The 12,193-nt window shown below is 46.5% G+C and carries 15 protein-coding genes and 1 riboswitch; of the genes, 14 read left to right on the top strand and 1 reads right to left on the bottom strand.

The features are described 5' to 3' along the window. The first annotated feature begins 19 nt into the window (after positions 1–19). From cccB to M662_RS14590, 13 genes are all read left to right on the top strand, one after another. Positions 20–385, top strand: coding sequence for a cytochrome c551 (gene cccB, locus M662_RS14650; protein WP_008635588.1), 366 nt, complete (start codon positions 20–22; stop codon positions 383–385). A 157-nt stretch (positions 386–542) separates the two neighbouring features. Then, positions 543–1,229 (top strand): cell division ATP-binding protein FtsE, encoded by a 687-nt coding sequence (ftsE, locus tag M662_RS14645; RefSeq protein ID WP_008635590.1) that lies wholly within the window; start codon positions 543–545, stop codon positions 1,227–1,229. Between the two features lie 227 nt (positions 1,230–1,456). Further along, complete coding sequence (locus M662_RS14640; RefSeq protein WP_026578207.1) at positions 1,457–2,953, top strand: S41 family peptidase; 1,497 nt, start codon at positions 1,457–1,459, stop codon at positions 2,951–2,953. 99 nt (positions 2,954–3,052) lie between these two features. Continuing rightward, complete coding sequence (locus tag M662_RS14635; RefSeq protein ID WP_026578208.1) at positions 3,053–4,240, top strand: PDZ domain-containing protein; 1,188 nt, start codon at positions 3,053–3,055, stop codon at positions 4,238–4,240. A 100-nt stretch (positions 4,241–4,340) separates the two neighbouring features. Continuing rightward, positions 4,341–4,532 carry a DUF6366 family protein gene (locus tag M662_RS14630; RefSeq protein ID WP_008635597.1) on the top strand — a complete coding sequence of 64 codons (192 nt, stop codon included), beginning with the start codon at positions 4,341–4,343 and terminating at the stop codon, positions 4,530–4,532. A 197-nt stretch (positions 4,533–4,729) separates the two neighbouring features. Continuing rightward, entirely contained in the window at positions 4,730–5,095 is a 366-nt protein-coding gene (locus M662_RS14625) for a hypothetical protein (RefSeq protein WP_152413351.1), read from the top strand. Positions 5,096–5,214: 119 nt separating this feature from the next. After that, on the top strand, positions 5,215–5,871 hold the full coding sequence (locus M662_RS14620; RefSeq protein ID WP_008635601.1) for an HAD family hydrolase: 657 nt from the start codon (positions 5,215–5,217) through the stop codon (positions 5,869–5,871). Between the two features lie 120 nt (positions 5,872–5,991). Beyond that, positions 5,992–6,513, top strand: coding sequence for a sigma-70 family RNA polymerase sigma factor (locus tag M662_RS14615; protein ID WP_035388404.1), 522 nt, complete (start codon positions 5,992–5,994; stop codon positions 6,511–6,513). Beyond that, positions 6,503–6,925 carry a PadR family transcriptional regulator gene (locus M662_RS14610; RefSeq protein WP_051348930.1) on the top strand — a complete coding sequence of 141 codons (423 nt, stop codon included), beginning with the start codon at positions 6,503–6,505 and terminating at the stop codon, positions 6,923–6,925. Before M662_RS14615 ends, M662_RS14610 begins: the two co-directional genes overlap by 11 nt. Next, positions 6,922–8,184 (top strand): FtsW/RodA/SpoVE family cell cycle protein, encoded by a 1,263-nt coding sequence (locus M662_RS14605; protein WP_008635607.1) that lies wholly within the window; start codon positions 6,922–6,924, stop codon positions 8,182–8,184. The genes M662_RS14610 and M662_RS14605 overlap by 4 nt, the downstream gene beginning before the upstream one ends. Positions 8,185–8,267: 83 nt before the next feature. Beyond that, complete coding sequence (locus tag M662_RS14600) at positions 8,268–8,453, top strand: hypothetical protein (protein ID WP_008635609.1); 186 nt, start codon at positions 8,268–8,270, stop codon at positions 8,451–8,453. Positions 8,454–8,466: 13 nt separating this feature from the next. After that, complete coding sequence (locus M662_RS14595; protein WP_162129302.1) at positions 8,467–8,613, top strand: hypothetical protein; 147 nt, start codon at positions 8,467–8,469, stop codon at positions 8,611–8,613. Further along, positions 8,600–8,908 (top strand): GNAT family N-acetyltransferase, encoded by a 309-nt coding sequence (locus tag M662_RS14590; protein WP_026578209.1) that lies wholly within the window; start codon positions 8,600–8,602, stop codon positions 8,906–8,908. The genes M662_RS14595 and M662_RS14590 overlap by 14 nt, the downstream gene beginning before the upstream one ends. A 35-nt stretch (positions 8,909–8,943) precedes the next feature. Here M662_RS14590 and M662_RS14585 read toward each other — a convergent pair whose 3' ends face one another. After that, the gene (locus M662_RS14585; RefSeq protein WP_008635614.1) at positions 8,944–10,323 is read right to left on the bottom strand and encodes a YfcC family protein; all 1,380 of its coding nucleotides are present in this window, start codon (positions 10,321–10,323) and stop codon (positions 8,944–8,946) included. Positions 10,324–10,599: 276 nt separating this feature from the next. Continuing rightward, a riboswitch (purine riboswitch) is annotated at positions 10,600–10,699 on the top strand. Positions 10,700–10,759: 60 nt separating this feature from the next. Between M662_RS14585 and M662_RS14580 the strand changes: the two genes are divergently transcribed. Further along, the gene (locus tag M662_RS14580; RefSeq protein ID WP_026578211.1) at positions 10,760–12,097 is read left to right on the top strand and encodes a 5'-deoxyadenosine deaminase; all 1,338 of its coding nucleotides are present in this window, start codon (positions 10,760–10,762) and stop codon (positions 12,095–12,097) included. Positions 12,098–12,193 lie beyond the last annotated feature (96 nt).

Raw genomic sequence — 12,193 nt, 5'->3', positions numbered from 1 at the left:
ATGAAGGGGGACTTTTTGGATGGAGAAGTGGTGGTTGGTATTATGTTTAGGGCTTGTACTAGTCCTTGCTGCCTGTGGCGGTGGACAGGAAGACGGAACACAGGATGATACCGGATCAGATGAGCAGACAGAAGAAGATGCGGGTGCGGATAGTAATGGTGACGCTTCAGCAGCGGAAGCCGTTTATCAAGCTAATTGTACAAACTGTCACGGTGGGAATCTGGAAGGCGGCTTCGGGCCTTCGTTGACAACGATCGGTTCCAAGTATTCTGCAGACGAAATAAAGGAAATTATTTTAAATGGGCGTGGCAGCATGCCGCAGCAGGATGTATCAGAAGAAGATGCAGACCTGGTGGCCAACTGGTTGTCTACAATGGAAGAATAGAACGAAGGAGTCCGGGTTGTACCGGGCTCTTTTTTTTCGACATTGAAAAACAATTGTAATAATTTCATGTCTAAATTCATCGAATATTAATGTTATAATGGACTTGTTTGTCAATGATAACTGGATTAACAAATATAGAAATACAGGTGATTCTTATATGATAGAAATGCAAGGGGTATATAAAACCTATACCAACGGTGTGACAGCGCTGAACGGTGTCGATGTCAAGATTGATCAAGGTGAATTCGTCTATATCGTCGGTCCGAGTGGAGCAGGTAAGTCTACGTTTACGAAATTAATTTACAGAGAAGAAAAGCCGACAACAGGCAAAGTGACGATAAACAATATGGATACATCCACAATGAAGCAGCGCAAGATTCCTCAACTGCGCAGGCAGATCGGTGTTGTCTACCAGGACTTCAGACTGCTGCCGACGCTGAGCGTCTATGAGAATGTTGCTTTCGCTCTGGAAGTAATCGAAGAGAACCCGGCCAATATCCGCCGCCGTGTCATGGATGTACTTGATCAAGTACGCCTGAAAAACAAGGCACGGTTTCTTCCGGATGAATTGTCCGGCGGGGAACAGCAGCGGGTATCCATTGCCCGTGCAATCGTCAATCATCCGAAGGTCGTCATCGCAGATGAGCCGACAGGAAATCTCGATCCGGAAACGTCTTGGGAGATCATGCACATTCTGGAGGAGATTAATGCCGGTGGAACGACTGTGTTAATGGCGACCCACAGCCAGGAAATCGTGAATACGATTCGTAAGCGGGTCATAGCGATTGAAGACGGCATGATCGTGCGTGATGAAAGCCGTGGAGAATACGGATATCAATACTGACAGATGAAGGCTGCCTCTTACTGAAAGAGGTGGTTTTTCTTTTTTTAGGCCTGCTATATCATCCAAATACCGGTAGATAGATGGCGGAGGATGACTTATAATGGAGAGGACATGCTCTTATGGAAAGATGCATATAGTAGTAGCACATAGAGGCATTGGTCTATGATCACCGAGCTCATCGGTAGCACGATCAGCATAGGGAAATCCATTATAGAAGGGTGAATGCGATGAATTGGAAACCGCGTTACATCGCGCTGTTGATGGCGCTTGCGGTCCTCGTGGGAGCAGCAGGCTCTTACATAGGGATAGAGTACTTCGGCAGTGGGGAACAACAATCGCAGTCCGCACAAGTCGCAGATAAAGGCGCGGAGAACTTTGGCAGCTTATCTGCAGATGAACAGAAAGAATTCTTGAAGGACATGGCTGGCTCGGAGGATTTGAAGAAAATTGAGCAGGCAATGGGTGTCATCAAGAAGAATTACGTAGAAGAGGTAGACGATAAGAAGCTCGTTGAAGGCGCCGTTCAGGGTATGCTTGATACGCTCGAAGATCCATACAGTGTTTACATGGATCAGGAAACGATGGAGCAGTTCAATGAGACGATCGAGTCTTCTTTTGAAGGAATCGGCGCAGAAGTCAGCATGGTCAATGATAAAGTGACCATTGTTGCTCCAATTAAAGGTTCCCCCGCGGAAGAAGCGGGTCTGAAGCCGAACGATCAGATTCTGAAGGTGGACGGTAAAAGTGTCGAAGGCCTTGATTTGTATGATGCGGTTCTTAAGATCCGTGGGGAAAAAGGAACAGAGGTAACGCTCGAGATCGACCGCCCCGGGGTGACGGACCCGCTCAGTATTAAGCTGGTACGTGACGATATTCCGTTGGAGACCGTCTACAGCGATATGAAGACGGTCGATGGTAAAAAGGCCGGAGTGATTGAGATTACTTCCTTCTCGGAACAGACGTCTGATGAATTTCATGAAGCCCTGCAGAAGCTGGAAGGGGATGGAATGGAAGGTCTTGTGATCGATGTCCGTGGAAATCCAGGGGGATTGTTCACGGATGTCAAAGATATTCTGAAAGAATTCCTCACGGATGATAAACCGATTGTACAGGTGGAAGATCGGAATGGAGAAATTTCGAAGGAATATTCCAGTAAGAGTAAGAAGAAGGACTATCCGATTACGGTATTGATGGATGAAGGCAGTGCTTCCGCCTCTGAGATATTAGCGGCATCGATGCAGGAAGCAGGAGGCTATGACCTTGTTGGAACGAAGAGTTTCGGTAAAGGTACGGTTCAGCAGGCGATTCCGATGGGGGATGGAAGCACCATCAAACTTACTCTCTTCAAATGGTTGACACCGGACGGCAACTGGATCCACGAAAAAGGGATCAAACCGACGGTGGAAGTAAAACAACCGGCCTATTTTTATACCAATCCGGTGGAAATCAAAGAACCGCTGAAATACAATGACACGGATGAGAAAGTAGGAAACATCCAGAAGATGCTGAAGGGGCTCGGTCACGATCCCGGCCGTACGGACGGCTATTTCAGTAAAGGAACGGAAGCCGCTGTCAAAGATTTTCAGAAGGAAGCGGACCTTTCCGTAACCGGTGAAGTCGACGAAGAGACCGGTGGAAAACTGGAAGAGGCAATTATTGAGGAAGTTCGTAACGAGGACAATGATAAACAGATGCAGAAAGCCTTGGACGTCTTGTTCCAATAAGGAGGATTCTGTTGAAGTTTGCCGAACTATATCCGTAGTCGATGACTGCGGATTTTTTCGTACATAAGACATCAAGAAGATTCAGAAAGGAGAATCACGTTGGACGTTTGGATTTGGGAGCTTTTGCGGGGGATCGGGCGAGCATTCGCCCAGCCCTTTTTGTACATAGCATTTTTTGGAATGGCTTGGTTTGCTGTGAAGCGTATAAAGAAGGAGCGTGCCACCTTCGGCATTCGTATTTTTGATCGATATTCCGATTGGCGCGGGACGGTCGTACTATCGATCGCTGCAGGGCTGCTGTTATCCATTCTTGCTGTCGGAGGAGGAATAGTTATCAGCTTTTCTTTTCTTCTGCTTGTATCGGTCGTTCTTCTTCTGGTTAGTTTGACGGGAAAATCAAATTGGTACTCGCCGGCTTATACGCTTGGAATCAGTTATTTGCTGCTTTTGTTCCTTCCGCTCCTGCCGGAAAGATATCGTTCCAATGGCTGGGTGGAATCTCTGGAACAAACTCCGCTGACAGGGGTAGTCCTTGTGTTGGCGGTGTTATTGTTCGTCGAAGCGTTTCTTTTTTTGAAGACAACACCTTCTCACACTTATCCGGAGCGGGTGATGGGAAGCCGAGGCATGTGGATCGGACAGCACCGTTCGCGGAATATCGCTGTTGTGCCTTTCTTTGCCCTCCTACCTTCTGGAAGTATCGAATCGTTCGTCTCCTGGTGGCCGCTGTTTCCGATTGGACAGGACGGCTTTGGCCTCATTCTTATTCCGTTCGTCATGGGATCGGAATGGACGGCACGGGGACAGGCGCCGGAAGTGGCAGCAAAGGCATTAGGGAGACACACGTTCCTCCTTGCGTTTCTGGTCCTTTGCCTGGCGGGTGCCAGCTTCTACATCCACGCCCTCTCCCTTGCGGCAGTAATAGTAAGTCTTTTAGGGCGGGAAATGATTCATATCCTGCACCGCGTGAGGGAAGACAGACCGGCTTTCTTCTCCTCCAATCCAAAGGGCGTTCGGATTCTGGGTATTCTTCCTGGAAGCCCGGCCAGTCAGATGGGGCTTGTTCCCGGTGAAGTGATTGAGCGTGTGAACAGTATCCCTGTCCGTACAGAGAATCAGTTCTATGAAGCCCTGCAGAATACCGGAGCTTTTACGAAGCTGGAGGTCCGTGACGCGGAGGGGGAAAACCGCTACGTACAGCGTGCTATGTATGAAGGGGAACACTTTGAATTAGGAATTGTTTTTGTAGAGCCGCCAACTCACGAATCCTCGGTAGGTTTCTTTTAGAACAAAAGGTCACTGTCACACCGGTTTCCGCTGTGGTGGTGATCTTTTTTCTTGTGATAAAAAGATTCGTTTGAAATAATTGTAAAAAGGAGGGGTGGGGATGAGTGAAGCAAAGGAAACACCGGAAGAAAGAAGAGAACGTATGCGTGCGAAGGACATCAAGCGTAACTCATCGAGTGCATCTGGAGGCGGGGTACTGCCGGATTTGGTCGGAGCACTCGGGGCAAAGTGGACGGCACTGCTTCTCGTGCTGCTGATCGTCGGGTATGTCATTTACCAGGTTTTTAATTGAATAGGGAGCGCAGTATAAGCTGCTTGGAAAGAGCCTTTCCACCGTGTTTAGCAAAAGATGTCCGGGTAGTTCTATCTTTATGGAGAAAAAAAACGTTCCATGTTTCCGGAACCTTTTGTGTACGGTTTCATGAAACAGAACTCGTGATCCCTGAACGAATGTACGATAAGCCAATCTCCTCTCGGCTGGTTAATAAAATGACGGATCAGCAGCAGATGATCGCGGCCTGCCTTTTTTCAAGACATCACGATGGATTTGTAAGACAGAATCAGCTGGAGAAAATCCTGAGCTTTAAAAACGTGTATCCTTGGGTGCTGCCATATGTAATTCGTCTGTCCGGGGAGTATGTGAAGGAAATCCTCCATGTCATATATGACAACAGGCGGAGGCTCGATACAGAGGAATTAAACAGGTTCCTTTTGGATAACCCTGTCTTCCATCAGCTTATCGAGAGCCGAGTGATCAGCTATTGGAATGCTTATTACAGGGAGGAGTACCCGGATCGTTCCAGCTATATCGGTACTAAAATCATACAATTCTATCGGAAGGTGTTCTATGATTGAGAATGGTGATTCTTTTTAATGGAAACCGATAGAGGTTGGCCGCCGAATCTGCCTTTCTTTTTAGGGAGATTGTAACCGGTGGAGTACTATCATTACTTTTTTTATGGAGGTTCTGGTTCATGATTAAAGCCGTTCTTTGTGATTTAGATGGAACGATGCTTGATAGGGATTCTTCCCTTAAACGGTTTGTCACGGCACAGTATGACCGTTTGACGGAGCAATTGTCTCACGTACCAAAACAGGACTATGTGGATCGTTTCATCGAACTGGATAACCATGGATACGTTTGGAAGGATATTGTATATCAGCAGCTCATCGAGGAGTTTTCTATCTCCTCTTTGACATGGGAGTGGCTGCTGGCCGACTACATTAACCATTTTCCGTGCTACTGCATTCCTTTTCCCGGCATGATGGAAACGGTCAGGAAGTGGAAAGCGGAGAAGCTTCTTATCGGGATCATTACTAATGGCAAAAGCGGTTTTCAAAGGGCCAACATCACCGCGCTCGGGTTGGATCCGTATATGGATGTTATTCTTGTATCGGAAGCGGAAGGGATGAAGAAACCTGAACCTGGTATTTTTCAACGAGCTGTGGATGCCTTGTGTGTATCTCCAGAAACTTGTGTATTCCTCGGCGATCACCCCGTGAACGATATAGAAGGAGCAAGGAATGCCGGTATGCAGACAGCGTGGAAAGACGACGGTCGTAGTAAGGGAGTACCGACGGATTACATATGGAAGGACTGGAAAGAACTGCGCCCCATCTTTCATCGTTAGAAGAAGTTCCTTTTCAACGGGAATTTCTTTTTTTTATGTGAAAAAGAAAACTATAAGTCAGGTAGTGTCGTTAAATAGGCAGGAGGCGAGAATGTGGAACAATCAATCGAGAAATACACGATGTTAGAAGACAAGGAACGGGCAATTGCGGAAATTATGCATACGTATGGAGATGATGTGCTTCGGCTTGTTTATACATATGTGAGAAACCAGGCAATAGCGGAGGACCTCACCCAGGAGATTTTCATTAAGTGCTATACAAATCTGCATAAATATAACGGTACCTCAAAACTGAAAACGTGGTTGTGGCGAATTGCAATCAATCAATGCAAAGATTATTTAAAGAGCTGGTACAACAGAAAAGTCATCGCTGTAGGAGAAGAGACGCTTAGGCAGAAGGAGGAGCCTTTGGGCACGGAGGAAAAGGTTGTTCGGGGCTTTATGGATGTAGAACTAATAACGGCTGTCATGCAGCTCCCTCCGAAGTATCGGGAAGTCATTTATCTCTATTATTACGAAGAGATGACTGCCAAGGAAATTGGAAACGTGACAAAGAAGAGTGAAAATACGATCAAGACCCGTCTTAAACGGGCGAAGGAACTGCTTGAAAATCAATTGGGAGGAGATTTGTATGATGGATGAACGATTGAAGAGATTAAAACATTCTCTAGATGAAACAGCATTAGGCAGGCTTCGGTTTAGTGAAGAAAAAATGGAGACCGTTATCAACCATATACGGAAACAGGAGGGAGAAAGGGATATTGATGTGTTACTTGTTGTCTTCCAACTGCTTGTGTATAAGAAAAACGGGCATCATTTGACGCAGCAGCTTAGAGTGAGAGGGATTACAAGGTTTGACGGCGAGGAAGGCAGACTCTATCTTCTGTTGCACAAACTGGAGAACCAGTCCTATCTCTCTTCATCCTGGGAATCGGACGTTAAATATTATCGACTGACATCTAAAGGTCAAAGACTCCTGAAGAATTACGAAACTACCCCTGGAACGAAAAAGACTCTGTTTCAACCCTTGCTTGAGTCGGTGATTCACGTATGACCAGAGTCGAAAGTGATTTCTTACACCAAGTAAAGGGACATATTAAAAACAAAGAAGCGAGGGAACTGGTAGGAGAAGAGTTGGCTCGCCATTTAGAGACCGAAAGGGAGCGTCTCGTTAAGGAAGGTATCCCACATGATCATGCAGAACAACAGGCGGTGGAACAAATGGGGAACCCGGTTTCCCTTGGTATGGATTTAAATAAGCTTCATCGTCCGAAGACAGATTGGTGGATGGTATTGCTTCTCGGTATCGCCATCACTCTTAGTTTTCTTCCGGTTTTTGTTTACGGAATAGACCAAGGATACTCGACTTGGAACAAAGTGTTGTACACAACGCTAGGCATAGCGATTATGACAGCTTTGTTCTTTCTGGACTATCGTTTGTTGAGGAAGTGGGGTGGGTTAGTGTATGGATTCGGGGTGGCAGGGCTGTTTTCTTTACTGGTCCTTCCGGTATCTTTTGTCAACGGAGCTCCAGTTTTGCAGGCTGGTCCCCTCTCTTTCAAAGCATTCATGTTCCTCCCGTTGCTGCTGGTTGGATTCGCTGCCTTTTTCGTAAAGAAAAGTTCAAATAGATGGATAGGTCTTGCCATGATTGCTCTTCCTTTGTTTCTCTATGTGATGATGCCCGACATCGCATCGCTGTTTCTATTACTGACTGCCTTTATTGCAATGGCATGGAATGCAAACTGGCACAGGAGGATGATTGCGGGGGTATTAATCGGTGGATCAGCAGTTATAGTTGGTGGTGGTGTATGGGTATGGAAACACATGGAAGTATATCAAAAAGAACGATTGCTCGCCTTCCTTCATCCGGAGCAATTTACAGAAGGAAGTGGAGCTGTCTATATGGGAGTCAGATATATGCTCTTGAACGGCGGCTGGTTCGGACACAGGAGTGAGCCGGATGTTTTGACTTCTCCATATGAAGATTTCATGTATGCCAGTCTCGTCTATCACTTTGGCTGGATTACTGCGTTCATAGTCCTGTTCGTTCTCGTCCTTCTTATCATACGTCTTGTCCTCGTTCATCTAAGGGTAAGGGATCCGTTCGGGAAAATGTTGGTGACGGGTGGAGGAGTGTTCTTCACTGTTCAAACCTTCTATCATATATTGATGATCGTGGGTCTTCTTCCTATTACGAGAATCTCTTTGCCGTTTTTCAGCTACGGCTTCTATCCGACGGTTATGAGTGCTTTAGTGTTCGGACTCGTCCTCAGCGTATACCGGAAAAAAGATATAATATACGTCCACTAATTCCTTATTAAACTGAAAATTCGGTCATTTAAAAGGGAGACTGTGGTAAACTAGTGGAAAGGGAAAAAATGGAGGCGGACGTAATGAATGTTCTGGCGGGTATTGGACTGGGATTGCTTACGATCATCTGGCTGTCGATGGAGATCGCTTCCGTTAGTGATGAGGGTGGAGGCTTCCGCTCTTATTTTCGGGCTTTACGAGGGTCGCTGCTCTTCGTCATTCCGCTGTTTTCGCTGGCGGGTTTCATTTATTACGGCTTTTTCAATTAATGGAGGGATAGGTTTGAACTACAGCACGGCTTCTTTGAAAGGAGAAGACCTCGTATCCTGTGTGGAGCTGTTTCGGACTATTTTTCAGTCAGCCCCCTGGCTTGAATCATGGTCCGTGACGGCTGCAGAGGAACGATTGCGATTTAATGAATACACCTAAAAGTTTCGGTCTGGCTTTGTATGCGGAAGGGAAAATGATCGGTTTTACTATTGGAAACAGCAGGCGGACGTCGGGAGGGTGGACCTTCTATATAGCGGAATTCTGTATCGACAATCGTTTGCAGGGCCGGGGTGCCGGTTCTTTTTTAATGCGGTCTTTAGAAGAATTCCTAGAGGAGAAAGGTGTTTCTTCTATTAATCTACTGACAAGCCATGCAGGTGACGCTGCCGATTTCTACATAAAGAACGGCTTTGTGGAAAAAGAAAATCGGATTGTAATGGTGAAACAAACATAAAAAGAACAGCACCGAATTCGGTGCTGTTCTTTTTTTTATACTCCTGTCCACTGAAGCCATTGTGCCAGGATGAGAAAGAGGATGCTGACGCCCACCCACATCCCGAACAGTGGCAGGTAGAACTTGACCCACTTCTGCCACTTCACGCCGGCTAGTACCAGAGTTGCCATGAAATATCCGGACGTCGGGTAAAGAATATTTCCGAGCCCGTCCCCTAATTGATAAGCGAGTACGGCTGTTTGTTTTGTGACGCCGATGATTTCGGCAAGAGGAGCCATGATCGGAATGGTCACGAGCGCTTGACCACTTCCTGACGGCACGAGGAAGTTGAACAGTAATTGCACACCGAACATGCCGATGGCGCTGAAAATGGAAGGGAAATGCCCGACCCATTCTCCGAGATAAAAAACAATCGTATCCATAATTTGCGCTTCTTCCATGATGACGGCTACGGCTCTTGCGACACCTACGATGAATGCGCCGAGCAGGACGTTTTTAAAGCCTTCATTAAAGCCATCGCATATATCACTGGTCGACAATCCTGCCACGAGCCCGACCACGATACCCATCATAATGAACAGCCCGGCCATTTCCATCATGAACCAACCATGTTTCAGGACACCATAAACAAGAATTCCGAAGAAAAGGAGCGCTGTAACGGCTGCTGCTTTTTGTCTTTTTGTTGCCTTGTAGCGTTTTGTTTGATCGGCGGAAGAATAGAGCTGTCGTTTTTCTTTGTCTTCTTCATAGACAAAACTGGCAGATGGAGTAGTGCGTATATTCTTCGCGTATTTCATGACATAAAGGATACCAATAGTAATGATGATAAGGAATATTCCTAGGCGCAGACCGAGGCCGCTGTATAAAGGGACACCGGCAAGCTGCTGGCCGAGCCCCGTGTTAATCGGGTTTAAGAATCCGGCAGTGAAACCTGCTGTTGTCGCACAGAGGGCTATGGCTACAGCGGTCATGGAGTCGTAACCCAGTGCGATGATGAGAGGAAGGATGACAGGCACATAGACGAGGCTCAGTTCCTGTGTTCCTATTAAACTGCAGACGACTGCAAAGGTGATCATCAGAACCGGGACGACCGCCAGGCTTCTGCCGGCAAATGTCCTCGTCAATCCATCTACTGCGTTTTCGATAATGCCCGTTTTTCTAAGAACCATGAATAAGCCGCCAATAATGAAGGTGAAGAATACCACGGAACCGGCGCTAACCAATCCTTGAGGGAAAGCCAGCATAAAGTCCATTAAACTGGTGGGGTTGGATTCGGCTGCTTGATAAGAGGTGGGATCAATCGTAGTTCTGCCCTCCGGTCCCTCAATCCTGTCGTAGGTTCCTGCGGGAATGAAGTAGGTAGCAATGGCTGCCAGAGCGCTGAATGTAAACAAGATGACGTAGATATGGGGCATTTGAAATTTTCTTGGAGCCCCTTCAGGCAGATTTTTCTGTGCTGGACGGGGTGTTTGAGATGCCAAATTAGGTAAACTGATAAGATCTCCTCCTGTTTCATTACAAGTTATGTAAGATTTGTTGACATTATATCTAACGAATGAATGATGGTCATTAGTTAAACTGACTATAATATTTCTGAATTTTTGGATTTCATCAACAAAGGAGGGCGAAAGAACCATTGAATTTGTTTGTTACATAATGTGACATAACTGTTGAGTGATTGGAAAAACCAGGGTACGATTGCTGAAAGTGTTCGTATAAACCTGATAATTGGTTCGGGTGTTTCTACAGGGAACCGTAAATTCCCGGCTACGCAACGCAGAGGGGGATCTCTGTGGATCAGTTGGGTTGGAGTATCTCCTTGCTCTCTTATTAAATGAAGGGGTGGGTTTGTTGGAGATAACGTTAATTAAAAATGCGGAAATCGTAACGATGAATGCGGACGAAGAGGTTTTGTGCGGCGATATATTAATAGAAGGGGACGTTATTGCGGGAATTGGAAAAGATCTACAAGAATCCCGTGCTCATCGAATGGTGGACGCCGGTGGCAGAACGGTCATCCCCGGTTTTGTGCAAACGCACATCCATTTATGTCAAACGATCTTTCGGGGGCGCGGCGATGATTTGGAGTTGATGGATTGGTTAAAGAACAGGATATGGCCGCTGGAAGCAGCTCATGATGAGGAATCTGTCTATTATTCCGCCATGCTTGGGATTGGTGAATTGATTCAAAGCGGAACGACGACTGTAGTGGATATGGAAACGGTCCATCATACAGATTCGGCATTCCGGGCCTTGTCGGAGAGTGGTATTCGAGCGCTCTCAGGGAAAGTGATGATGGATAAGGGGGATGAGGTGCCGCGTGAGCTTCAGGAAACGACGGAGAGATCCGTCATGGATAGTCTCGACTTGTTGGATAAATGGCATAACTACGACGGGGGAAGAATCCGTTATGCTTTTTCGCCTAGATTTGCTGTCTCTTGCACGGAGGAGTTGTTAAGGGAAGTTGCGCGTCTTTCAAAAGAACGTCAAATATTCGTCCACACCCATGCGTCTGAAAATCGAGGGGAAATTGCCATCGTTGAAGCGGAGACCGGTATGAGAAATGTCGTTTATCTGGATCATCTGGGCCTTGCCAACGAGCGTTTAATACTTGCTCATTGTGTATGGTTGGATGAAGTGGAAAAACGAATCATTAAGGAAAAAGGGGTCCATGTCAGCCATTGTCCAGGGTCGAACTTGAAGCTTGCATCAGGCATTGCTGATACGAAAGGTATGTTGGATCGCGGCATTTCGCTCAGTTTAGGTGCGGACGGAGCACCCTGTAACAATAATCTGGATATGTTTCAGGAGATGAGACTTGCTGCTTTACTGCCGAAACCTTTTCATGGTCCGACAGCTATGGATGCCAGAACCGTATTTCGAATGGCAACGATCGGTGGCGCGAAAGCTGTTGGTATGGAAAAAGAGATCGGCAGTCTCGAAGTGGGAAAGAAAGCGGATTTGTCGATATTGAATTTGGAAGATTTTCATACCTATCCAATGCATGGGGTGGACCCGATTTCCAGAATCGTCTATTCCGCTACCCGGGCGGATGTGGAATCGACTATGGTTGGGGGCAGATTTTTGATGGAAAATCGAAAAATGAAAACGATGGATAAAGCGGTCGTTCTAAAAGAAGCTGACGTATCGATTAAAAGACTCATAAAGCGTACGCCTGTGTTAACGTAATTGTTTAATGTGCTGAAAAGCCGGAGTTTTATTGGTCAGCTTGAACAATGACCTGAGTAGTCGTTTGGTCTAAACTGATGGTAATAACACCAAATA

The organism is Bacillus sp. SB49 (assembly GCF_000469135.2).
Classification (GTDB): Bacteria; Bacillota; Bacilli; order Bacillales; family Halobacillaceae; genus Halobacillus.
This window is presented reverse-complemented; position numbering and strand designations above follow the sequence as displayed.